Source organism: Streptomyces sp. NPDC037273 (assembly GCF_055603625.1).
In genome coordinates this window covers 1-23,506 of record NZ_JBVJVO010000013.1, presented here as the reverse complement: position 1 = coordinate 23,506, position 23,506 = coordinate 1, and the positions used below count along the sequence as shown (strand labels likewise).

General features: G+C 72.7%; 19 protein-coding genes. 10 read left to right on the top strand and 9 right to left on the bottom strand.

Features of this window, described 5'->3' with window-relative positions:
* Positions 1-5 precede the first annotated feature (5 nt).
* Both ACZ7G1_RS28825 and ACZ7G1_RS28820 read right to left on the bottom strand, forming a co-directional pair.
* On the bottom strand, positions 6-1,586 hold the full coding sequence (locus tag ACZ7G1_RS28825) for a glycoside hydrolase family 53 protein (RefSeq protein WP_470871743.1): 1,581 nt from the start codon (positions 1,584-1,586) through the stop codon (positions 6-8).
* Between the two features lie 195 nt (positions 1,587-1,781).
* Positions 1,782-3,806, bottom strand: coding sequence for a beta-galactosidase (locus tag ACZ7G1_RS28820; protein WP_470871741.1), 2,025 nt, complete (start codon positions 3,804-3,806; stop codon positions 1,782-1,784).
* A 209-nt stretch (positions 3,807-4,015) separates the two neighbouring features.
* On the opposite strand from ACZ7G1_RS28820, the gene ACZ7G1_RS28815 reads away from it, so the two are divergent.
* The 4 genes from ACZ7G1_RS28815 to ACZ7G1_RS28800 are packed head-to-tail and all read left to right on the top strand — an operon-like array spanning position 4,016 to position 8,224.
* A complete protein-coding gene (locus ACZ7G1_RS28815; protein WP_470871739.1) occupies positions 4,016-5,329 on the top strand; it encodes an ABC transporter substrate-binding protein in 1,314 nt (437 codons plus the stop codon).
* The gene (locus ACZ7G1_RS28810) at positions 5,326-6,258 is read left to right on the top strand and encodes a carbohydrate ABC transporter permease (protein WP_470871737.1); all 933 of its coding nucleotides are present in this window, start codon (positions 5,326-5,328) and stop codon (positions 6,256-6,258) included. The genes ACZ7G1_RS28815 and ACZ7G1_RS28810 overlap by 4 nt, the downstream gene beginning before the upstream one ends.
* Positions 6,255-7,169: a carbohydrate ABC transporter permease gene (locus tag ACZ7G1_RS28805; RefSeq protein WP_470871736.1), complete on the top strand. Its 915-nt coding sequence runs from the start codon at positions 6,255-6,257 to the stop codon at positions 7,167-7,169. The genes ACZ7G1_RS28810 and ACZ7G1_RS28805 overlap by 4 nt, the downstream gene beginning before the upstream one ends.
* A gap of 29 nt (positions 7,170-7,198) precedes the next feature.
* Entirely contained in the window at positions 7,199-8,224 is a 1,026-nt protein-coding gene (locus ACZ7G1_RS28800; protein WP_470871734.1) for a LacI family DNA-binding transcriptional regulator, read from the top strand.
* A gap of 82 nt (positions 8,225-8,306) precedes the next feature.
* Here the strand turns inward: ACZ7G1_RS28800 and ACZ7G1_RS28795 are convergent, their stop codons facing one another.
* The 6 genes from ACZ7G1_RS28795 to rhaI form a co-directional block, all read right to left on the bottom strand.
* On the bottom strand, positions 8,307-8,942 hold the full coding sequence (locus tag ACZ7G1_RS28795; RefSeq protein ID WP_470871732.1) for a LutC/YkgG family protein: 636 nt from the start codon (positions 8,940-8,942) through the stop codon (positions 8,307-8,309).
* Positions 8,939-10,342: a LutB/LldF family L-lactate oxidation iron-sulfur protein gene (locus ACZ7G1_RS28790; protein WP_470872003.1), complete on the bottom strand. Its 1,404-nt coding sequence runs from the start codon at positions 10,340-10,342 to the stop codon at positions 8,939-8,941. Before ACZ7G1_RS28790 ends, ACZ7G1_RS28795 begins: the two co-directional genes overlap by 4 nt.
* A gap of 71 nt (positions 10,343-10,413) precedes the next feature.
* Positions 10,414-11,130, bottom strand: coding sequence for a (Fe-S)-binding protein (locus ACZ7G1_RS28785; RefSeq protein WP_470871731.1), 717 nt, complete (start codon positions 11,128-11,130; stop codon positions 10,414-10,416).
* Complete coding sequence (locus tag ACZ7G1_RS28780; RefSeq protein WP_470871729.1) at positions 11,130-12,620, bottom strand: rhamnulokinase; 1,491 nt, start codon at positions 12,618-12,620, stop codon at positions 11,130-11,132. Before ACZ7G1_RS28780 ends, ACZ7G1_RS28785 begins: the two co-directional genes overlap by 1 nt.
* Positions 12,617-14,662 carry a bifunctional aldolase/short-chain dehydrogenase gene (locus tag ACZ7G1_RS28775; RefSeq protein ID WP_470871727.1) on the bottom strand — a complete coding sequence of 682 codons (2,046 nt, stop codon included), beginning with the start codon at positions 14,660-14,662 and terminating at the stop codon, positions 12,617-12,619. The genes ACZ7G1_RS28780 and ACZ7G1_RS28775 overlap by 4 nt, the downstream gene beginning before the upstream one ends.
* A gap of 86 nt (positions 14,663-14,748) precedes the next feature.
* The gene (rhaI, locus tag ACZ7G1_RS28770) at positions 14,749-15,915 is read right to left on the bottom strand and encodes an L-rhamnose isomerase (protein WP_470871725.1); all 1,167 of its coding nucleotides are present in this window, start codon (positions 15,913-15,915) and stop codon (positions 14,749-14,751) included.
* 157 nt (positions 15,916-16,072) lie between these two features.
* Here rhaI and ACZ7G1_RS28765 point away from each other — a divergent pair, with 157 nt between their 5' ends.
* Positions 16,073-16,393 carry an L-rhamnose mutarotase gene (locus ACZ7G1_RS28765; RefSeq protein WP_470871724.1) on the top strand — a complete coding sequence of 107 codons (321 nt, stop codon included), beginning with the start codon at positions 16,073-16,075 and terminating at the stop codon, positions 16,391-16,393.
* A gap of 135 nt (positions 16,394-16,528) precedes the next feature.
* Positions 16,529-17,602, top strand: a complete 1,074-nt coding sequence (locus ACZ7G1_RS28760) for a LacI family DNA-binding transcriptional regulator (RefSeq protein ID WP_470871722.1) — start codon at positions 16,529-16,531, stop codon at positions 17,600-17,602.
* A 19-nt stretch (positions 17,603-17,621) separates the two neighbouring features.
* Here ACZ7G1_RS28760 and xylA read toward each other — a convergent pair whose 3' ends face one another.
* A complete protein-coding gene (gene xylA / locus ACZ7G1_RS28755) occupies positions 17,622-18,791 on the bottom strand; it encodes a xylose isomerase (RefSeq protein ID WP_470871720.1) in 1,170 nt (389 codons plus the stop codon).
* A gap of 111 nt (positions 18,792-18,902) precedes the next feature.
* On the opposite strand from xylA, the gene ACZ7G1_RS28750 reads away from it, so the two are divergent.
* The 4 genes from ACZ7G1_RS28750 to ACZ7G1_RS28735 all read left to right on the top strand — a co-directional run bounded on the left by ACZ7G1_RS28750 (position 18,903) and on the right by ACZ7G1_RS28735 (position 23,331).
* A complete protein-coding gene (locus ACZ7G1_RS28750; protein WP_470871718.1) occupies positions 18,903-20,822 on the top strand; it encodes an FGGY family carbohydrate kinase in 1,920 nt (639 codons plus the stop codon).
* Positions 20,823-20,970: 148 nt separating this feature from the next.
* On the top strand, positions 20,971-21,576 hold the full coding sequence (locus tag ACZ7G1_RS28745) for a hypothetical protein (RefSeq protein WP_470871716.1): 606 nt from the start codon (positions 20,971-20,973) through the stop codon (positions 21,574-21,576).
* A 46-nt stretch (positions 21,577-21,622) separates the two neighbouring features.
* Complete coding sequence (locus tag ACZ7G1_RS28740; RefSeq protein ID WP_470871715.1) at positions 21,623-21,853, top strand: hypothetical protein; 231 nt, start codon at positions 21,623-21,625, stop codon at positions 21,851-21,853.
* Between the two features lie 308 nt (positions 21,854-22,161).
* Complete coding sequence (locus ACZ7G1_RS28735) at positions 22,162-23,331, top strand: serine hydrolase domain-containing protein (RefSeq protein WP_470871714.1); 1,170 nt, start codon at positions 22,162-22,164, stop codon at positions 23,329-23,331.
* The last annotated feature ends 175 nt before the right edge of the window (positions 23,332-23,506 follow it).

The following is a 23,506-nucleotide window of genomic DNA, read 5'->3' as shown; positions in this document are numbered from 1 at the left end:
ACGGATCAGCGGTGGGCCAGCCAGCCCGCCGCCGGGAGCAGCTTGCTGTCGTAGTCGAACAGGGCCTGGTTCTCCCAGCCGTTGCCGGACGAGGAGTCCGCCGGGTCCCAGCCGTTGCCCGCGACGGCGGTCCACGCCGGCTCCCAGTAGACGACGCCCAGACCGCGGCCGTTCGGCACCGCCTCGACGACGTTCATCACGTCGCGCAGCCAGGCCGACTGGCCGGCGCTGCTCGCCGGGTAGCCGGAGACGAGCTCGCTCGACAGGTCGATGATGTTCTCGTGGGCGTCCTCACTGTCCAGCCGGAACGGGTAGGCGGTCTCCGCGACCATCACCTTCTTGCCGTAACGGGCCGAGATGTCGTCCAGGTTGGCCTGGAGCGAGGACAGGGCGCCGTGCCAGTAGCCGTAGAAGGACAGCGCGATCACGTCGTAACTCACGCCCTGCGCCGTCGCGTTGTCGAACCAGGTGCGGTAGAGGGAGTTGTCCCCGCCGTTGGCGAGGTGCAGCGCGATCTGGGTGTTGGAGCTGACCGCCTTGGCGGCGGAGATCCCGGACTTCAGCAGCCCGGCGAGCTGGGTCCAGTTGCTGGTGGAGCCCTCCGGCCACAGCATGCCGGTGTTGATCTCGTTGCCGATCTGCACCATGTCGGCCGTGGTGCCCTGTGCCTTGAGGGCGTTGAGCACGTCGTAGGTGTGGTTGTAGACGTCGGTCTTCAGCTGGCTGTACGAGTGCCCCGACCAGGCCGCCGGCTTCGTCTGGGCCCCCGGGTCGGCCCAGATGTCCGAGTAGTGGAAGTCGACGAGGAGCTTCATGCCCTGCGCCTTGATCTTCTGCGCGGTGGCCAGGACACGGGCCTTGTTGTTGTAGCCGTCGGCCGGGTTCACCCACACCTTGAGGCGGCCGTAGTTCGCGCCCGCCCCCTTGAGCAGCGCCACCGCGTCACCGGTGGTGCCCGCTGCCGACTTGTACGTCCCGCCGAGGTCCTCGCTCTTCTTCAGCGCGGACAGGTCGACGCCCTTGACCGTCAGACCGCTCGTGCCCGAGGTGAACGTCAGGTCGTCGACGTTGATCCAATTACCGGCGTTGGCATCGGAGTTGATGCTGATCGTGCAGGCGCCGCCGGTCACCGTGATCGGCGTGACGATCCGTATCCACGACGAGGTCGTCACCGGCAGGTCGGTGCGCTGCTCGGCCGAGCCGCAGTTGCGCAGGGCCAGGTAGGCCGACTTCTGGCCGCCGCCCGAGCGCACCCAGGCGCTCAGCGTGTACGTGCCGTTGGCGAGCCCGGACAGGTACTGGTACGTCTCCACCTTGTACGCGGTCGACGACCAGTGGCTCAGGCGGTAGCCGCCGCTGTGGCCCCCCGCCTCGGTGAACGAGGCGGCGTTCTGCCCCGCGGCGGAGTAGGTCGACCAGCCGGCCGGCGTCGCGGTGCCGGCGGCATCGCTCTCGAACCCGGTGTTGGTCAGCGTGGCGGCTGCCTCCGCCTGCTGCGCGGCGGGCAGCGGCGCCAACAGCAGAGCGCCCAGCGCGGCGGCGACGGCCGCGGCCCGCAGGCGGATGCGGCTTCGTACGGGGTGCATCGTCGAGTCCCTTCGACGGTGGCCAATGGGGGATGTGGTGCGGGTGTTTCCTCACGGGTGGTACGGCTCACCCGGGGGCGGCGCAGCGGGTACTGCCGCCCCCGGGGAGATCGGGGGGTTCCGGCCTGCGACTAGGGGCTAGGGGCCGGATCCGGACCGGGCCGCCACGGGGCGGCCGGCCGTCGGGGCGCCGGCTCAGTGCTCCAGGCGTACGACGCGGACCGCGCCGGCCGGCACGGTGACCTTTCCGTCGGCCGGCGTGCCGGCGAGGAGCTCGGTACCGGCGCCGTCGAGGGGCACGACGGCGTCCTCGGCGGAGTGGTTGAGGGCGAAGAGGTAGCGGCGGCCGTCGTCGCCGGCGCGGTGGACGACCTCCACGTCACGCGGGAGCGCCGGGCGCGCGGCGACCCCGGCGTCGGCGGAGGCGGCGGCGAGGATCGCGTCGAGCGAGGCCGCGTCGAGGCGGGTGGAGACGTACCAGGCGGTGCCCTCGCCCAGGCGGTGCCGGGTGACGGCGGGGCCGCCGGCGGCAGGCCCGTCGGCGTACGTCCACACGGTCTCGGCGCCGCGCGGGCGGACGAACTCGGTCCAGACGTCGCCGGTGAGCGTGGCGCCTTCGGGGCCGGTGACCGTCACGCGCTGGTCGTCGAGGAGCGGGGACCACTCGTCGACGGTGAGGCCGAGGACCTCCCGCAGGGCGCCGGGGTAGGCGCCGGGGTGCACGGCGTCGTGTTCGTCGACGATGCCGGAGAAGTAGGAGACGACGAGCGTGCCGCCGTTCTCGACGTACTCGCGCAGGTTCTGCCCGGCGGCCTCGGTCATCAGGTAGAGCGCGGGGACGACGACCAGCGGGTAGCCGGAGAGGTCGGCCTCGGGGTGGGCGAAGTCGACGGTGAGGTGCCGGTCGTAGAGGGTCTCGTAGAAGCTGTCGGCGCGCTCGCGGGCGTCGTGGGCCTCGGTCGGCCGCCACTCCAGGTTCTGCGCCCACCAGGAGTGCCAGTCCCAGAGCATGGCGACGTCCGCGACGGTCCGGCTCCCGCGCACCTCGGCGAGCGCGTCGAGGCCGGCCCCGAGGGCGACGACCTCGCGCCAGATCCGGGTGTCGGTGCCGCCGTGCGGGACCATCGCCGAGTGGAACTTCTCGGCGCCGCGCCGGGACTGCCGCCACTGGAAGAACATGGCGCCCTCGGAGCCGCGGGCGACGTGGGCGAGGGAGTTGCGGGCCATCTCGCCGGGGCGCTTGGCGGGGTTGCGGGCCTGCCAGTTCACGCCGGAGGTGGAGTGCTCGAGCAGCAGCCAGGGCGCGCCGCCGGCGACGGAACGGGTGAGGTCGGCGGCCATCGCGAGGTTGACGTGGGTGCGGCGGCCGTCGGTGATCAGGTAGTGGTCGTTGGTGACGAGGTCGACCTCGCGGCCCCAGGCCCAGTAGTCGATGGAGTCGCACTGGCTGAGGGCGGTCATGAAGTTGGTGGTGACGGGGATGCCGGGCGCGAGTTCGTGCAGGATGTCCCGTTCCGCCCGGAAGTTCTCCCGGATGGTGGCGTCGGCGAAGCGGCGGTAGTCGAGCTGCTGGGCCGGGTTGCCGACGGTGGGGGTGACGCGGGGCGGGAGGATCTCCTCGTACGAGCCGTAGCGCTGGCCCCAGAAGGCGGTGCCCCAGGCCTCGTTCACGGCGTGCACGGAGCCGTACGTCTCCGCCAGCCAGCCGCGGAAGCGGGCGGCGCAGGTGTCGCAGTAGCAGGCGCTGACGGGGACGCCGTACTCGTTGTGCACGTGCCAGAGGGCGAGCGCGGGGTGGCTCGCGTATCGGCGGGCCAGCTCGGTGGTGATGCGGGCCGCGGCGACGCGGTAGGCGGGCGAACTGTGACAGATCGCCCCGCGTGAGCCGTAGGAGAAGCGGACGCCCTCGGCGGTGACGGGCAGCGCCTCGGGGTGGGCGCGGTAGAACCAGGCGGGCGGGGCGACGGTGGGGGTGCCCAGGTCGACCCGGATGCCGTGCTCGTGGAGCAGGTCGAGGAGCCGGTCGAGCCAGCCGAAGTCGTACCGGCCGCGCTCGGGCTCCAGGAGGGCCCAGGAGAAGATGCCGACGCTCACCATGGTGACCCCGGCCTCCCGCATCAGCCGGACGTCCTCCTGCCAGACGCTTTCCGGCCATTGTTCGGGGTTGTAGTCCCCGCCGAACGCGAGCCGGTGCAGGCCCTTGGGAGTGGTCTGCGGCATGAGTCTCTCCTGAAAGCTCGGAAGATGGAAGCTTTGGCCGATTGGGAACGTGCACACACTCGATCTCGATGTGGCAACGCAACATAACCGCACACGAACAACCATTGACAAGTGTCTGGAACGTTTCTCTACTGTGAACGCTCACAGACGCATGACCGGCCTCCCCGCTGGAGGGAGAGGCCCCTTTTTCGGTCAGGGAGAAGCACCCCATGCCTCAGATCACGCGCCGCGGCCTCGCCGCCGCCACCGTCGTCCTCCTCGGCGCCACCGCGCTCACCGCCTGTGGATCCGCCGACTCCGGCGACAAGGCCGGCGCCGAGTCCGGCCCCGTCTCGCTCACCTACTGGGCCTGGGCGCCCGGCATGGACAAGGTCGCGGCCCTCTGGAACGCCGAACACCCCGACATCCAGGTCACGGTGCAGAAGCAGGCCTCCGGCGACGACCTGGTCACCAAGATCATCACGGCGACGAAGGCGCACAAGGGCCCGGACCTGGTCCAGGCCGAATACCAGGCCCTGCCCACCCTGGTCAGCAACGACTCCCTGGCCGACATCGCCGCCGAGGTCCCCGGCGCCAAGGACAAGTTCGCCCCCGGCATCTGGCAGCAGACCACCTTCGGCGGCGACGCCGTATACGCCCTGCCGCAGGACTCCGGCCCGCTGATGTTCTTCTACCGCGAGGACCTCTTCAAGCAGTACGGCCTCACCGTCCCCACCACCTGGGACGAGTTCGCCGCCACCGCCCGCACCCTGAAGAAGAAGGACCCGAAGAAGGCCCTCACCACCTTCTCCGCCAACGACTCCGGCCTCTTCGCCGGCCTCTCCCAGCAGGCCGGCGCCAAGTGGTGGAGCTTCGAGGGCGACACCTGGAAGGTCGGCATCGACGACGCCGGCACCAAGAAGGTCACCGACTTCTGGGGCGGCCTGGTCGCCGAGGGCGCCATCGACAACCAGCCCATGTACACCCCCGCCTGGAACAAGGCCCTCAACTCCGGCGAGCAGCTCGCCTGGGTCAGCGCCGTCTGGGCCCCCGGCACCCTCACCACCGCCGCCCCCGACGGCAAGGGCAAGTGGGCCATGGCCCCCCTCCCGCAGTGGACCAAGGGCGACAACGCCACCGGCAGCTGGGGCGGTTCCTCCACCGCCGTCACCTCCGACTCGAAGCACAAGGCGGCCGCCGCGAAGTTCGCCCTCTGGCTGAACACCGACCCCAAGGCCCTCGCCGCCCTCGTCAAGGAGAGCGGCATCTACCCCGCCGCCACCGCCGCCCAGACCAGCGGCGCCCTCGCCAAGGCCCCCGACTACTTCGCCAACCAGCCCGACTTCTACACGCGCGCCGCCGAGATCGCCAAGACCACCGCCCCCGCCGCCTGGGGCCCCAACGTCAACGTCGCCTACACCTCCTTCAAGGACGAGTTCGGCAAGGCCGCCAAGGCCAAGTCCGGCTTCCCCGCCGCCCTCACCGCCGTCCAGAACACCACCGTCGAGGACCTGAAGAAGCAGGGCTTCGAGGTCGCCAAGTGACGCAGCCCGCCCAGGGCGTGCGCCGGTCGTACGGGGTCAAGGCGGCCCCGTACGGCTTCCTGCTCCCCGCCGCCGTCCTCTTCGCTCTCTTCTTCGCGCTGCCGATCGGGTACGCGCTCTGGCTCAGCTTCCACAAGGTCGAGATCAAGGGTCTCGGTCTCGGCAAGGGTGCGCGGAACGAGGTGTGGGCCGGGCTCGACAACTACGTCTCCGCGCTCACCGACGCCGAGTTCCTGCACAGCGCCCTCCGGGTCCTCGGATACGGCGCGATCGTGGTGCCGGTGATGCTCGGTCTGGCCCTCTTCTTCGCGCTGCTGCTGGACTCCGAGCGGGTGCGCGGCCGTTCGTTCGCGCGGCTCGCGATCTTCCTGCCGTACGCCGTGCCCGGTGTGATCGCGGCCGTGCTGTGGGGCTTCCTGTACCTGCCGGCCGTCAGCCCGTTCCACTACCTGCTCGAACGGTTCGGACTGCCGCAGCCCGATCTGATGGACGGCGGGCCGCTGTACCTGGCGATGTCGAACATCGCCGTCTGGGGCGGCACCGGCTTCAACATGATCGTCATCTACACCGCGCTGCGGTCGCTGCCCGCCGAGGTGTACGAGGCGGCGAAGCTGGACGGCTGCTCGGAGCTGCAGATCGCCCTGCGCGTCAAGATCCCGATGGTGGCGCCCTCCCTGGTGCTCACCTTCTTCTTCTCGATCATCGCGACGCTCCAGGTCTTCAACGAGCCGATGACGCTCAAGCCGCTCACCAACGGCATCCCGTCCGACTGGAGCCCGCTGATGAAGGTGTACAGCGACGCCTTCACCGGCGGGAACGTCTACGCCGCCTCGGCCACCGCCGTCGTGCTCGCGCTCGCCACGTTCGCGCTCTCCTTCGCCCTCCTGAGGGTGTCCAACCGCCGCACCACACAAGGAGCAAGCCGATGACCGGGCTCGCCTCCCCGCCGCTCCGCGCCCCGGCGCCCGCCGCCGGCACCACCCCCGGCACCTCCCAGGGCCCCCCGCGCCCCCGCCGCACCGCCCTGCTGCCCACGGCGGCCCTCGTCCTCGGCGCGCTGTACTGCCTGCTGCCCGTCGCCTGGGTCGTCGTCGCCGCCACGAAGTCGGGCCAGGACCTCTTCTCCACCTTCACGTTCCTGCCCGGGGACGGCTTCTCCGACAACGTCGCCGAGCTCCACACATACCGCGACGGCATCTACTGGCGCTGGATGGCCAACTCCGTGTTCTACGCGGGCCTCGGCGCCGTCCTGTCCACGGTCGTCTCCGCCTTCGCCGGCTACGCCTTCGCCATGTACCGGTTCCGCGGCCGCGAGGCCTTCTTCAACGTGATCCTGACCGGCGTGCTCATGCCGCCCGTCATCCTCGCCATCCCGCAGTACCTGCTCATGGCCGAGGCCGATCTGACGGACACCTACGCGTCGGTCCTGCTGCCGCTGATCCTGTCCCCGTACGGGGTCTACCTCGGCCGCATCTACGCCGAGGCCGCCATCCCGATGGAACTCGTCGAGGCGGGACGCATGGACGGCGCAGGGGAGTGGCGGATCTTCCTGCGGATCGCGGTCCCCATGATGTCCCCGGGCCTGGTGACGATCTTCCTCTTCCAGTTCGTCGCCATCTGGAACAACTTCCTGCTGCCGTTCATCATGCTCGGCGACGACGAGAAGTTCCCCATGACGGTGGGCCTGTTCACCCTCCTCAAGCAGGGCGCGAGCCAGCCCGCCCTCTACACCCTCGTCATCACCGGAGCGCTCCTCGCCATCGTCCCGCTGATCGCCCTGTTCCTCGTCATCCAGCGCTTCTGGAGCCTCGATCTGCTCTCCGGCGCCGTAAAGTCCTGACCACAGGGGATCGAGGGGAAACACACAGCATGAGCACAGCAGCGAGCAGGCGCCGCCCGGCGACCATCCACGACGTGGCCCGCGAGGCCGGGGTCTCGCGCGGCACCGTCTCCCGTGTCCTCAACGGCGGCCACTACGTCAGCCCGACCGCCAAGGCGGCCGTCGACGCCGCGATCCGAAGAACGGGATACGTCGTCAACCGGCACGCCCGCTCGCTGATCACCGGCAAGTCCGACTCGGTCGCCTTCCTCCTGACCGAGCCCCAGGAACGGTTCTTCGAGGACCCCAACTTCAACGTCCTGCTGCGCGCCTGCACCCAGGCCCTCGCCGCCCAGGACATCCCCCTGCTCCTGATGATCGCGGGCACCGAGGACGAGCGCCGCCGCAACCTCCGCTACATCGAGGCCGGTCACGTCGACGGCGTCCTCCTCGTCTCCAGCCACTCCGGCGACCCCGTGGTGGCCCGGCTGCACGAGGCCGGCGTCCCCGTCGTCGCCTGCGGGAAGCCGCTCGGCCAGACTGCCAAGATCGGCTACGTCGCCGCCGACGACCGCGACGGCGCCCGCGACATGGTCCGCCACCTGTACGCCTCCGGGCGGCGCAGGATCGCCACCGTCACCGGACCGCTCGACACCCCCGGCGGCGTCGAGCGGCTCGCCGGCTACCGCGAGACCCTCGCCGAGTGCGGCCTCCCCGTCGACGAGGAACTCGTCGCCACCGGCGACTACAGCCGCGCCAGCGGCGAGGACGCGGCCCGCGCCCTCCTGGAGCGCGCCCCGGACATCGACGCCGTCTTCGTCGCCTCCGACCTGATGGCCCAGGGCGCCCTCGACGCCTTCGCCCGCGCGGGCCGGCGCGTCCCCGAGGACATCGCCGTCGGAGGCTTCGACGACTCCCCGGCCGCCCTCTCCTCCCGGCCCTCCCTCACCACGATCCGTCAGCCGTGGGACCGGATCAGCACCGAGATGGTCCGGACGCTGCTCGCGCGGATAGCGGGCGAGGAACCGGCGGCCGTGATCCTCCCCACCGAACTCGTCCGCCGCGAATCCGCGTAGCGCGACCCTTCACACGGTCACCGACGGCCGGGCCCCGACAGGGCCCGGCCGTCCGCCGTTCCTCGTCCCCCGTCCCGCACCGTCAGCCGCCGGTCACCAGGATCACCTCAAGTGTGCGTGGCCCGTGGACGCCCTCCACCCGGTCGAGCTCGATGTCGCTCGTCGCCGAAGGGCCGGAGATCCAGGTCAGCGCACGCGCAGGGTCGAGCCGGGGCAGCGCGAGCGGCACCGAGGCCACCACCTGCTCGGGGGCCCGCACCACGCAGAGGTGCAGGTCGGGCACGAGCGTGAGCGCCCGCCGGCCCTGCCCGGGGCCGCCGTCGAGCACGATCGTGCCCGTCTCCGCGATCGCGAGCGCGCACCCGGTCACCACGGCGTCGGCGCCGTCCAGTTCGTACGGGGTCAGGCGCGGTTCGTCGGTGAGCCGCTCGGCACCGGTGCCGTCGAGCCAGCCGTCCGGCAGACCCGGCGGGACGACGACGCTCCGGGCCCCGCGCTCCGCGAGCAGCCGGCCGATCAGCGCGGCGAGCCCGTCGGGCGCGGTCCGGTGGACGTGGGCGCGGTAGTCGGCGAGGTTCTCGTGGAGCAGGTCGAGGACGGTGTCCGGGTCGTCCGGGACGTGGCTGCTCCGGTAGGCGCGGACGACGTCGGGCACCTCGGGCGCCCCGTCGACGGCGGCGCGGACGCGGGCGAGGACCTTCGCGCGGGAGTCGGTCATGTGCGGTTCTTCTTCCACCAGTCGCGGAACGGTTCGGCGGGCAGTTCGGGCAGGTCCCGGTGGTCGGACCACTGGCGGGCGCCGGGTCCCGGCAGGCGCTTGGGGTGCAGGGCGCGGGTCGCGGAGGCGAGCCGCTCGCCGGCCGCGAGGGCGTTCGGGTGGTCGAGGAGCCAGGTGGAAGCCTTGACGGCGGCCTTCTCCAGGCGGTGCCCCTTGCCGCCCGCGTCGGCGACCCGCTCGCGCAGGTGCACCAGGACCTCGGGGATGTCGATGGCGACCGGGCACACCTCGTAGCAGGCGCCGCAGAGCGAGGAGGCGTACGGGAGCGAGGCGTCGATCTCGCTGGCCGTACCCCGCAGTTGGGGGGTGAGGATGGCGCCGATCGGGCCGGGGTAGACCGAGCCGTACGCGTGCCCGCCGGCCCGTTCGTACACCGGGCAGACGTTGAGGCAGGCCGAGCAGCGGATGCAGCGCAGCGCCTGGCGCCCGACCTCGTCGGCGAGCGCGTCGGTGCGGCCGTTGTCGAGCAGGACGAGGTGGAAGGCGTTCGGTCCGTCGCCGTCGGTGGTGCCGGTCCACATGCTCGTGTACGGGTTCATGCGCTCGGCCGTCGAGGAACGGGGGAGGGTCTGGAGGAAGACCTCCAGGTCCTGCCAGGTCGGCACGACCTTCTCGATGCCGACGACCGAGATGAGGGTCTCGGGGAGGGTCAGGCACATGCGGCCGTTGCCCTCGGACTCGACGACGACGAGGGTGCCGGTCTCGGCGACCATGAAGTTCGCGCCGGAGATCCCGACCTTCGCCCGCAGGAACTTCTCCCGCAGGTGCAGCCGGGCCGCCTCGGCGAGCTCGGCCGGCTCGGCGCTCAGCCCCTCGGGCGCCGGGCGTCCCCAACTCCCCATCTTCCCGCGGAAGATGTCGCGGATCTCGCCCCGGTTGCGGTGGATCGCCGGGACCAGGACGTGTGAGGGCCGGTCGTCGCCGAGCTGCACGATCAGCTCGGCGAGGTCCGTCTCGTAGGCGGCGATGCCCTCGGCCTCCAGGTGCTCGTTGAGTCCGATCTCCTGGGTGGCCATCGACTTGACCTTGACGACCTCGGTCTCCCCGGTGGCCTTGACGAGCTCCGCGACGATCCTGTTGGCCTCGGCCGCGTCGGCGGCCCAGTGCACGGTCCCGCCCGCCGCGGTCACCGTCTCCTCCAACCGCAGGAGATATGTGTCCAGCTGACGGAGCGTCCGGTCCTTGATCTCCTTCCCGGCCTGGCGCAGCGCGGCCCAGTCGTCCAGCTCGGCCACCGCCCGCGCCCGCTTGTCGCGGATGGTGTGGGTGGCGTGCCGGAGGTTGGCCCGCAGGGTCGTGTCGCCGACCGCCGCGTGCGCGGCCTCCGGGAAGGACGGCATCCCGATGAAAGCCCGCCCGTCGCCCGACCACCGCCCCTCATCGAGCGCTGACGCGCGCCCCTTCTCGTCACTCACTGCCAGGGCTCCTCTTCCGTGCTCGCCAGAATCTCCGCCAGGTGCAGCGCACGCAGCGGCGCCGCCTGCCGTCTCAGCATTCCGCCGACGTGCAGCAGACAGGAGTTGTCCGCGCCGCACAGCACGTCGGCGCCGGTGGACAGCGCGTTGGTGATCTTGTCGGTGCCCATCGCGGCCGAGACGTCGGGGTTCTTCACCGCGAAGGTGCCGCCGAAGCCGCAGCACTCCTCGGCGCCGGGCAGTTCGACGAGCTCCAGCCCCTTCACGGCCCCGAGCAGCCGGCGCGGCCGGTCGCCGAGGCCGAGCATCCGCAGTCCGTGGCAGGACGGGTGGTAGGTGACCTTGTGCGGGAAGTACGCGCCGACGTCCGTCACCCCCAGGACGTCCACGAGGAACTCCGTCAGCTCGTAGGTGCGCGGGCCGAGACCGGCGGCCTCCTCGCCGAAACGGGGGTAGTGGTGGCGCACCATGGCCGCGCACGAACCGGAGGGGGTGACGACGTGGTCGTACCCCTCGAAGGCGCGGACCGTGCGGCGTACCAGCGGTGTGGTCTGCTCGCGGTAGCCGGTGTTGAACTGGGGCTGCCCGCAGCAGGTCTGCGCGGCGGGGAAGTCGACCTGGACGCCGAGGCGTTCGAGGAGCCGGACCGTGGCCACGCCCGTCGAGGAGAAGACGGCGTCGTTGACGCAGGTGACGAAGAGGGCGACGCGCATCACGGGTTCCTCGTGGACGGTTCGGTTCGGGCGGCGGCCGCGTCCCAGGCGGCACGGGCGACAGGGTCATTCTGCGGTACGTGGTGACGCAGCGGCTGGGTACGCGCCACGAGCGCCCGCATCGAGGCGAGATCGCCGACGAGGCCGGCGGCGCGCGCCTGGACGAGCACGTTGCCGAGTGCCGTGGCCTCGACGGGGCCCGCGACCACGGGCAGCCCGGTGGCGGCCGCCGTCAGTTCGCAGAGCAGTTCGTTACGGGCTCCGCCGCCCACCAGGTGGATCCGCGTGACCTCCCGGCCCGCCAGCTCGGCCGCCTGTCGCAGGGTGCGCCGGTGGGCGAGGGCCAGGCTCTCCAGGACGCAGCGGACCACCGCGCCCCGGCTCTCCGGCGCGGGCTGTCCGGTGCGGCGGCAGTACTCCCGTATGCGCTCCGGCATGTCGCCGGGCGCGAGGAACTCCGGCGCGTCCGGGTCGACGACCGCCGCGAACGGCTCCGCGCGGGCCGCCTCGGCGAGGAGGCCGTCGAGGCCGGCCGGCAGGCCCCGGGCGGCCCAGGTGCGGCGGCACTCCTCAAGGAGCCACAGGCCCATGATGTTGCGCAGATAGCGGACGGTGCCGTCGATCCCGCGCTCGTTGGTGAAGTTGGCCGCCCGTGACTCCTCGGTGAGCACCGGCGCCTCCAGTTCGAGGCCGGCGAGCGACCAGGTGCCGCAGGAGATGTAGGCGGCGCCCGGGGCCGTCGCGGGCACGGCGACGACGGCCGACGCGGTGTCGTGCGAGGCGACCGTCGTCACCCGCGTCCCGGGGGCGAGCCCGGTGAACTCGGCCACGTACGGCAGGAGTTCGCCCGCCGGGTCGCCCGGGGAGCGCAGCGCGGGCAGCAGTGCGGGGTCGATGCCGAGCCGGGCGAGCAGCTGCTCGGACCAGGTGCCGGTGCGGGCGTCGAAGAGGCCGGTCGCCGAGGCGTTCGTCTCCTCGGCGCCGACCGTCCCGGTCAGCCAGTGGACCATCAGGTCCGGGATCGGCAAGAGGGTGCGCGCCAGGCGGAGTTGGGCGGACCCGGCGGCCGAGGCGAGCTGGTAGACGGTGTTGAACGGCAGGTGCTGGAGGCCGTTGACGCGGTAGAGCCCGGCCGCGCCCAGCCTCTCCCGTACCGCCTCCGCCACGCCTTCCGTGCGCCGGTCGCGGTAGTGGTACGGAGGGCCGAGCAGCGTGCCGTCGGCGTCGAGGAGCCCGTAGTCCACCGCCCAGGAGTCCACGCCGACCGAGTCGACGCGACCGGAGCGGGCGGCGGCCCGCAGGCCCTCCAGGATGCCGCCGTGGAGGGCGAGGACGTCCCACCGCAGCCCGTCGGGCAGCGGGACCGGGGTGTTGGGGAAGCGGTGGACCTCGGTGAGGTCGAGCAGGCCGGGGCCGACGCGGCCCACCATCACCCGCCCGCTGGTGGCGCCGAGGTCGGCCGCGGCGAAGACGCCCTGGGTCCCGCTCATCGCAGGAAAGCCGCGGCCACGCCCGCGTCCACCGGCACGTGCAGCCCGGTGGTGTGGCTGAGGTCGCCACCGGTCAGCGCGAACACCGCGTTCGCCACGTGCTCGGGCAGCACCTCCCGCTTCAGGAGCGTCCGGCCCGCGTAGAACGCGCCGAGCTCCTCCTCCTCGATCCCGTACGTGGCGGCCCGCTGGGCACCCCAGCCGGCCGAGAAGATGCCCGAGCCGCGCACCACGCCGTCCGGGTTGACGCCGTTGACACGGATGCCGTGCTCACCCAACTCGGCCGCCAGGAGACGCACTTGATGTGCCTGATCGGCCTTGGTGGCCGAATAGGCGATGTTGTTCGGGCCGGCGAAGACCGCGTTCTTGGACGCGATGTACACCAGGTCGCCGCCCAGCGCCTGCGCCGTCATCACCCGCGCCGCCTCCCGGGACACCAGGAACGAACCCCGGGCCATGATGGCGTGCTGGACGTCCCAGTCCTGTGCCGTCGTGTCGAGGAGCGGCTTGGAGATGGAGATGCCGGCGTTGTTGACGACGAGGTCGACCCCGCCGAAGGCGAGCAGCGCCGCGCGGAACGCCGCACCGATCTCCTCCTCCGACGTGACGTCCACGGCGACGGCCACCGCCTTGTCCGGGCCGCCCAGTTCCTCGGCGACCCTCGCCGCGCTCTCCGCGTTCAGATCGGCGACGACCACACACGCGCCCTCGGCGACGAGCCGGTGCGCGATGGCCCGCCCGATGCCGCTGCCCGCGCCCGTCACGAGCGCGATCCGGGTCGCCAGCGGCCGGGGCCTCGGCATCCGGCGCAGCTTGGCCTCCTCCAACTCCCAGTACTCGATGCGGAACTTCTCCGACTCCTCGATCGGCGCGTACGAGGACACCGCCTCCGCGCCGCGCATCACGTTGATCGCGTTGACGTAGAACTCGCCCGCCACCCGAGCCGTCTGCTTGTCGCGGCCGAAGGAGAACATGCCCACGCCCGGCACGAGCACGATCGCCGGGTCCGCGCCCCGCATGGCGGGGGAGCCCTCGCCGGCGTGCCGCGCGTAGTAGGCCGCGTACTCCTCGCGGTACGCGGAGTGCAGCTCCCGCAGCCGGTCGACCGCCTCCGCGAGCGGCGCGTCGGCCGGCAGGTCGAGGACGAGCGGCCGGACCTTCGTCCGCAGGAAGTGGTCGGGGCACGAGGTGCCGAGGGCGGCGAGCCGGGGGTGTTCGGCGCGGGCCAGGAAGTCGAGCACCGCGTCGGAGTCGGTGAAGTGGCCGACCTGCGGCCGGTCCTGGGAGGCGAGCGCCCGCACGTACGGGGCGAGCGCCGCGGCCCGCTCCCGCCGCCGGTCCGCCGGCAGCGCCGCGTAGCCCTCCACGACAGGCCCGAACGGCTCGGGTCGGCCCCGCTCGGCGAGGAACGCCTCGGCGGTGCGGATGATGAGCAGCGCGTTGCGCTCGCACTCCTCCGAGGTCGCGCCCCAGGCTGTGATGCCGTGCCCGCCGAGCACGCAGCCGATCGCCCCGGGGTTGCCCGCCTTCACGGCGGCGATGTCCAGGCCCAGTTGGAAGCCGGGGCGGCGCCACGGCACCCAGGCCACCGCGTCGCCGAAGCACTCGGCCGTCAGCTTCTCGCCGTCTGCGGCGCAGGCGAGCGCGATCCCCGCGTCCGGGTGGAGGTGGTCGACGTGGTCCGCGTCCACCAGGCCGTGCATCGCGGTGTCGATGGACGGGGCCGCGCCCCCCTTCCCGTACAGGCAGTGGTCGAAGGCGTCGACCATCTCGTCCTCGCGGTCGACGCCCGGGTAGACGTCCGCGAGGGCCCGCAGCCGGTCGACGCGCAGGACCGCGAGGCCGTCCTCGGTGAGGGTGCCGAGGTCGCCGCCGGAGCCCTTGACCCACATCAGGGTGGTCTCGTCGCCGGTGACGGGGTCGGTGACGGTGCCCTTGGCGGAGGTGTTGCCGCCCGCGTAGTTGGTGACGCGGGGATCGGAGCCGTACCGGTGGGACCGGCCGAGCAGGGAGGTGACGTCGGGGTGGAGGGCGGAGGCCATGGGGGATCTTCCTTCGGGCGAGGAGTGGACGGCGGTCGGGTGGGGGTGCGCGCACCGAGCCGGCCCGGTCGCCGGCTCGGGCGGGGTCACGCGCCCCAGCCGGCCTGGTCGCCGCCGGTGCGCGCGGCGGCGATCCGCTCCTGCCGGCCGGAGCCGAGGTACGCGGCGACCGGGTCCGGGTGGAGGCCCCGCTCCTCGCGCAGCGCGCGCAGCAGGGGCCGTACGTCGGTGGCGTAGGCGTCCATCAGGACGGCGTTGGCGGCCAGCACGTCACCGTCGCGCTGGGCGGCGGCGAGGGCGTCGGCGTCGACGAGCAGCGCCTTGGCCGTGGCCTCCTGGACGTTGACCACCGAGCGGATCACGGCGGGGACCTTCGCCTCGATGTTGTGGCACTGGTCGAGCATGAAGGCGATGCCGGCGGCGGGCTCCAGGCCGCCGTTGCGGACGACCTCGGACATGATCCGGAAGAGCTGGAACGGGTCGGCGGCGCCGGCCATCAGGTCGTCGTCGGCGTAGAACCGGGAGTTGAAGTCGAAGCCGCCGAGCCTGCGCTCGCGCAGCAGCAGGGCCACGATGAACTCGATGTTGGTGCCGGGGGCGTGGTGCCCGGTGTCCACGACGACCCGGGCCTTGGGGCCGAGCTTGAGGCAGTGCGCGTAGGCCGTGCCCCAGTCCGGCACGTCCGTCGTGTAGAAGGCGGGCTCGAAGAGCTTGTACTCCAGGAGCATCCGCTGGTCGGCGCCGAGCCGTGCGTACACCTCGGCCAGTGACTCCGCGAGCCGCTCCTGCCGGGCCGTGACGTCGTCCTGCCCGGGGTAGTTGGTGCCGTCCGCGAACCAGAGCTTCAGATCGGCCGAGCCGGTCGCGTCCATGATGTCGACGCAGTCGAGCAGATGCCGCACCGCCTTGCGGCGCACCGCCGGGTCAGGGTGGCAGACGCTCCCAAGGCGGTAGGCGTCGTCCTGGAAGGTGTTGGAGTTGATCGCCCCGAGTTCGACCCCGCGCTCCTTCGCGTACGCGGCGAGCGCGGCGTAGTCGTCGACCCGGTCCCACGGGATGTGCAGCGACACCTTCGGGGCGATGCCGGTGTACGCGTGGACCTGCGCGGCGTCGTCGAGCTTCTCGTACGGGTCCCGGGGCACGCCCCGCTGGGCGAACACCTTGAACCGGGTGCCGGAGTTCCCGTAGCCCCAGGAGGGGGTTTCGATCCGCTGGGCGGCGAGTGCGGCCTTCACGGCAGCGATGTCGGGCATGTCCACCTCGGAGCCTGGAATGAATCGATTCACTACCCCGGGGAAGCTAGCCACCACGCGCGATGCCGTCAAGACTCTTGACCACGCAAGCACCCACGCCCTAGCGTCCTGACCCACGGAAATGAAACATTTCAGTCGCGAGCGACGGAGGTCGAACGTGCAGCGGGTCTGCTTCCTGCTGAAGGTCAGGGCCGACCGGGCCGACGAGTACCGCGCCCGCCACGCCCACGTCTGGGCCGACATGCTCACGGCGCTCACCGCCGCCGGCTGGCACAACTACTCCCTCTTCCTGCGCGAGGACGGACTCCTCGTCGGCTACCTGGAGACCCCCGACTTCGACCGGGCACGCGCCGCCATGGACGCCGCCGACGTCAACGCCCGCTGGCAGGCCGAGATGGCGGACTTCTTCGAGGAACTCGACGGACAGGCGCCGGACACCGCCATGCGCCCCCTGACCGAGGTCTTCCACCTCGCGTGAGGCGCCCGGCACCTCGCGTGGAAGCGCCCGGAACTCGCGTGAAGAAGCCGGGCCGACCGGTCCGCATAGGATGAAACACGGGGCGGGACCGCACCCGGACGGGGCGGCAGGGGCAGGACGGACCAGGTGGGACGGATGACGGACACCGCGCGCACGACCGGGAACGGCGGGAGCGCCGGCCACGGCGGCGGCGCCGGAAGCGTCGGCATCAAGGACGTGGCACGCGAGGCGGGCGTCTCCGTCGGCACCGTGTCCAACGTGATCAACCAGCCGGACCGGGTCTCACCCGCCACCCTCCAGCACGTGCGCGGCGTCATCGCCCGCCTCGGCTACGTCCGCAGCGAGTCCGCCCGCCAGCTGCGCGCCGGCCGCAGCCGCATCATGGCGCTCCTCGTCCTCGACATGGGCAACCCCTTCTTCGTCGACATCGCCCGTGGCGCCGAACGCACCGCCCGCGCCGCCGGCCTCGGCGTCATGGTCTGCAACAGCGACCAGAACCCCGCCGACGAGGCCGACTACCTCTCCCTCTTCGCCGAGCAGCGCGTCCGGGGTGTCCTCGTCACCCCCGCCGACCCCAGCGGCGCGAACCTGCGCGACTTCCGGCGCCACGGCATCCCGTCCGTCCTCGTCGACCGCGTGGCGGGCGACGACACCGGCTGCTCCGTCTCCGTCGACGACGTCGCCGGCGGCTCCCTCGCGATCCGCCACCTCGCCGCCACCGGCCACCGCACCTTCGCCTACGTCAGCGGCCCGGCCCACCTCCAGCAGGTCCGCGACCGCCGCGAAGGCGCCCTCCTCGCCCTCGCCGAGGCCGGACTCCCCGCCTCCGCCCTCAGGGAACTCCCCGCCGACCGGCTCGACGTCGCTTCCGGACGCGACGCCGGCTCCCGCCTCCTCGGCCTCGCCACCCGGCCCACCGCCGTCTTCTGCGCCAACGACCTGCTCGCCCTCGGCGTCCTCCAGGCCCTGTACGCCGCAGGCGTCCGGGTGCCCGAGGACATGGCGATCGTCGGCTACGACGACATCGAGTTCGCCGCCGCCGCGACCGTCCCCCTCACCTCGGTCCGCCAGCCGGCCCTCACCCTCGGCGCCAAGGCCGCCGAACTCCTCCTGGCGGAGACCGGCGACCACGCCGCCGACCACCGCCACGAACACGTCGTCCTCCAGCCGGAACTGGTGGTGCGGCGGTCGACCCTGGCGGGGCGCTGAGGGGAGGGCCCGCCGGCGCTCAGCGCACGCCGATGAGGTGTTCGAGGGCCAGCTGGTCGAGGTGCTCGAAGGCCATCGACCGTGCCGCCGCCGCGTCCGGGTCGAAGCTCTCGTACGCCGTCGGGTCGGCGAGCAGCCCCGCGAGCCCGTCGGCCGCCGTGGGAACGGCCAGCTCGGGCAGCCGGGACGCGGCGAGGGCCGCCACGACGTCCGGGTCGGCGCGGAAGGCCGCCGCACGCTCCTTGAGGATCAGGTAGTTCCGCATGCAGTTCTTCGCGGACTCCCACACCCCGTCGTAGCCGTCCGTGCGCACCGGCTTGAAGTCGAAGTGGAGCGGCCCCTCGTACCCGGCCGACTCCAGCAGGTCCACCAGCCAGAACGCCTGCCGCAGATCGCCCGCGCCGAAGCGGAAGTCCTGGTCGTACTTGATCCCGGACTGGCCGTTGAGGTCGATGTGGAAGAGCTTGCCCGCCCACAGCGCCTGCGCGATGCCGTGCGGGAAGTTGAGCCCGGCCATCTGCTCGTGGCCCGTCTCCGGGTTCACGCCCACGAGCTCCGGGCGTTCGAGCCGCTCGATGAAGGCGAGCGCGTGCCCGATGGTCGGCAGCAGGATGTCGCCGCGCGGCTCGTTCGGCTTGGGCTCGATCGCGAACCGCAGGTCGTAGCCCTGCTCGGTGACGTACTGGCCGAGCAGGTCGAAGGCCTCCTTCATCCGGTCGAGCGCGACCCGGACGTCCTTCGCCGCGCCGGACTCGGCGCCCTCCCGGCCGCCCCACGCCACGTAGACCTCGGCACCGAGCTCGACGGCCAGGTCGATGTTCCGCAGGGTCTTGCGCAGCGCGAACCGGCGCACGTCACGGTCGTTGGCCGTGAACGCGCCGTCCTTGAAGACCGGGTGCGTGAAGAGGTTCGTGGTCGCCATCGGCACCGCGAGCCCGGTCCGGTCCAGAGCGGCCCGGAACCGCTTCACGGCCGTCTCGCGCTCGGACTCCGACGCGCCGAACGGGATCAGGTCGTCGTCGTGGAACGTGATGCCGTACGCCCCCAGGCCCGCGAGCCGCTCGACCGCCTCCACCGGGTCCAGGGCCGGCCGGGTGGCCTCGCCGAAGGGGTCGCGGCCCTGCCATCCGACGGTCCACAGGCCGAAGGTGAAACGGTCCTCGGGGGTGGGGGAGAAGCGCTCGGTCATGGTCTCTCCTTGGGTCCTTGCTCTGGCATCGGGATTTGTTTTCTGAGATAACTAATACGGGACGGAGCCGCCCGGCGCCAGCCCCGACGAGCTGAGAAATGAGGTGAGGGCGTGCCCGCGAGCCGCTCTGTCGTGATCGGCGTGGACAGCTCCACACAGTCCACCAAGGCCGCCGTCGTCGACGCGGACACCGGCGAACTCCTCGCCCTCGGCCGCGCCCCCCACACCGTCACCGGCACCGGCGGCGCCCGCGAGACCGACCCCGAGGAATGGTGGACCGCCCTCGTCACTGCCGTCCGCGCGGCCGTGCGGGAGGCCGGCGTCCCCGCCTCCGCCGTCACCGCCATCGCCGTCGCCGGCCAGCAACACGGCCTCGTCACCCTCGGCCCCGACTCCCGCCCCCTCCGCCCCGCCCTCCTCTGGAACGACACCCGTTCCGCCCCCCAAGCCGCCACCCTCACCACCCGCCTCGGCGGCCCCGCCTCCTGGCTCCACCGCACCGGTTCCCTCCCCGTCGCCTCCATGACCGCCCCCAAATGGCAGTGGCTCCGCGACCACGAACCCACCACCGCCGCCGCCACCACCGCCCTCCGCCTCCCGCACGACTACCTGACCGAACGCCTCTCCGGCGCCGCCACGACCGACCCCGGCGACGCGTCGGGCACGGGGTGGTACGGCCCGGGCGAAGAGGGCGCCGCCTTCACGACCGTGCCGGGCGCGCCTGCCGCACCCGGCGCGCCTGCCGCGCCGGGCTCGGTCGTCGCGCCCGGCTCGCTGGCTGCGCCGACCTCGGCTGCCGCGCCGGGATCGGCCGCTGCGCCGAGTTCGGCCGTCGCGCCCAGCAGGACGGCTGCGACCAGGTCGGTTGCCGGGCCCGGCTCGCTGGCTGCGTCGACCTCGGCTGCCGCGCCGGGATCGGCCGTCGCGCCGAGTTCGGCTGCCGCGCCCGGCTCACCGGCTGCGCTGACCACGCCTGCCGCACCCGGCTCACCGGCCGCGCCGAGCTCCTCCGCTGAGCCCGGCCCGTCCGCCGGACCGTCCGCCGGCCCAGGCCCGCTGGCCGTGCCCGCTCCGGGTGGTGCGCGGACCGCAGGCGCCGCAACCGCCCCCGCCACCACGCCCCCACCCGGGGCCTATGACCCCGAGATCCTCGACCTCCTCGGCCTCGACCCCTCGCTCCTCCCCGCCGTGGCCCCCTCCGGCGCGACCCCCGTCGGCACGCTGGCGCCGGCGGCCGCCGATGCGCTCGGGCTTTCTCGTACGGTCGTCGTGGCGGCGGGAACCGGCGACAACATGGCCGCCGCTGTCGGTCTCGGGCTCGGTGGCGCGGGGCTGCTCGACCATCCGGTCGTCAGCCTCGGGACGTCCGGGACGGTCTTCGCGGCGACCAAGGCGCGCCCGGGGCACCCCGGGCTCGCCGGGTTCGCCGCCACGGACGGCACGTATCTCCCGCTCGGCTGCACGCTGAACTGCACGCTCGCGGTGGACCGGTTCGCCACGCTCCTCGGCCTCGACCGGGAGGACGCCCGACCCGGTGAGGGGGTCGTCGTGCTGCCGTACCTCGACGGTGAGCGCACCCCCGACCTGCCGCACGCCGCCGGGCTCGTCACCGGACTCCGGCACGGCACGGACCCGCGGGCGATTCTCGGCGCTGCGTACGAGGGCGCGGCCTTCACCGTGCTGCGCGCGCTCGACGAACTCCTTGCCGCCTGTGGCCTCGACCCCGCCGACCCGGAGGTACGGGACCGCCCGCTGCGCCTCATCGGCGGCGGCGCCCGTGGCCGGGCCTGGACGGAGACCGTCCGCCGGCTCTCCGGCCGGCCGCTCGTCGTGCCCGACGCGGGCGAACTCGTCGCCCTCGGCGCGGCCGCCCTCGCCGGTGCGGCCGCTACCGGCGTCGACCCCGTCGCACTGGCGACCGCCTGGGGTACCGGCACCGGGAACGTCCTGCCGCCGCTCGCCCGCGACGAAGCGACCTGGCAGCGCATCGAGGACGTGCTGACGGCGGCGACACCCACCCTCCTGAGCTGACGGCGCCGCCCCCGCCGCACGGCGGGATTCGGCCAGAAGCCCGGCCCCCTCCCTCGCCCGGAAAGCGTTGCTCTAGGGTCGACGGACAGGGGGCCGGAGGAGCAAGTAGCCGAACGACAAAGGGAGTTCCATGCGAGGGGGGCGTTCCATGTCCAAGTCCGCCGTGCCGGGCGCGCTGGTCGTCGCCGTCGCCCTGGCCGCGCTGAGCGTCGGCTGCGGCGCGGCGCAGGACGCGGACGCGGGCGGGCCGCGCTCGAAGAGCCCGGAGGCCGTGACCGCCACCGCCCCGTCGACGCCCCCCGATCAGGACACCGCCGCGCCAGGCGGGGAATCGGGCGGGGCGCCCAGGACCGGAGGCACGGCCGACACGGGCGGGACAGAAGGTACGGGCGACACGGGCGGCGCGGAAGGACCCGGTACGCCCACCCCCGACACCCGGCCCCCCGCCCAGGTCCGCGACGCCTTCGCCGGCCTCCAGGCCACCCTCTTCGACTCGACCTGCGATGTCGCCGCCGACTGCCGGCACCACCTCCTCAGGGTCTACGAGGAACTCCGGAACCTGGACCGGGCCATGAAGGCGGACCCGCAGGGCCCCGCCCATTTCTCGGAGCCGATCGCCCGGATCCAGCAGCTGAACGGGGAGCTCGCGGGCGACCGTTCCGCCGAGAACCTGAAGCGGCATCAGAGTCTGCTGATCGGCACGCGGGACCAGATCAACACCTGGATGCAGGGCCACCCCGAGGACTATCGCTGACGCGGGGGTCCCGGGTTACGGTGGCGGGAACGACGGGGGAGGCACAGTGGTCGCTCTACTGATCTTTTTCGGGGTGCTCGCCGGTACGGGGGTGTGGATGACGGTCGTCCTGCTGCGCCGGGGCACCCGCCGTACCGAGACGGCCGAGGGTCTGCTGCTCGAAGAGCGGGCGCGGCGCCAGGCGCGCCATGACCGGGTGTCCTACAACACCAGGTCCGTCCACAACTCCGCCCCGACGGCGAGCGACTCCTACAGCCGCCGCGACCTCAGCCCGTGACGAGGCCCCCGGCCCCGTAACCCCTGAGCCGTCACCCCTGACCCGGAACCCGTAGACCGCAACCCGGAACCCGGAACCCGGAACCCGGAACCCGTAACCCGGAACCCGCGACCCCGGCCCCGTACCGCCGAACGCCACTCCCGCCTGCCCCGCACGGGCGGGTCTGGGGCGGTCAGCGGAGTGTTCGGACGGGAGGGCGCGGGTCGTCCGGACATAGTGCGGCCATGACACGCACCCCGTTTTCCCGTATCCGCGCACGGGTCCTTACCGGTACGCGCGGGGCGCTCCTATGCGCCGCGCTGCTCGCCGTGACCGCTCAGACCGGTGCCGTGGCGCCGGCCGTGGCCGACGGGCCGGGTGGCCGGGGCGGGAGGGACTGTGCGCGGACCGAGCGGCCGCTGGGCGGGCAGGCGCGCGAGGTGCTGGAGATCGCGCGGAAGGCGAAGAAGGACCTGCGGCTGAAGGCGGTGGAGCTGCGGGTGACGGTGGACGGCCGTGAGGTCGTGACGGACGCTCTCGGCGAGTCGATGACCGGCGTGCGGGCCGAACCGGACATGCACTTCCGGGCCGGCTCGGTGGCCTTCGCGCACATCGGCACCGCGCTGTTGCAGTTGGTCCAGGAGCGGAAGGTGAGCCTCGACGACACGGTGGAGCGGTGGCTGCCGCACCTGCCGAAGGCGGACAGGATCACCCTGAGGATGCTGGCGTCCAACACCAGCGGTCTGCACGACTACGTGACAGACCCGGCGTTCGGGGCCGAGCTCGGGCCCCACCCGTTCCGGGCGTGGACGCCGAGCGAGCTGCTCGCGTACCCGCTGCGGCACTCGTTCTGGTACGAGCCGGGCACCAGTTGGAGCTACTCGCACGCGAACTACCTGCTCCTCGTCGCCGCGCTCGAGAAGATCACCGGCGTCCGGATCGACGAGTTCGTGAAGGAGCGGGTCACGGGGCCGCTGGGGCTGCACGACACCAGGGCCGGTCTCACTCCGGAGATCCCGCGTCCGGTGCTGCACGCGTTCACGTCCGACCGGGGGTTCTACGAGGAGTCGACGTTCTGGAACCCGTCGTGGACCACCGCGCCGGGCGCCGTCATCACCACCCACATCTGCGACCTCGCCCGCTCGGCCGAGGGCATCGGCAGCGGTGAGCTCCTGTCGCCCCGCGCCTACCGCACGCTCCTGAACCCGGGCACGGTCGGCCTCGGCGGCCAGTCCGCCACCTGCCCCGCGTCGATCTGCCTGAAGATGACCGAGGCGAAGCACTTCGGTCTCGGTGTGATCGTCGTGAACGGCTGGGTGCTCCAGAACCCGTCGTTCTCGGGGTACGCGGCGATCCAGGCGTATCTGCCGTCGAAGCGTCTCGCCATCGCCGTGTCGACGACGAAGACGGAGACGACCCCGGACGGCAACACCGCCGAGGTCGTCGCGCAGCGCATCGCGGCCGAACTGGCCCCGGGCATCCCGCTGTCGATCGCCTGACGGCCGCGGGGGGGGGGGGGGGGGGGGAGGGGGGGGGGGGGGGGGGGGGTTTGGGGGGGGGGGGGGGTGGGGGGGGGGGGGGGGGGGGGGGGGGGGGGTGTGGTGGGGGGGGGGGGGGGGGGGGGGGGGCCTCCCTGCGCCGGCCCCCCCCCGGCCCGCCGCGCGGCCTCCAGGG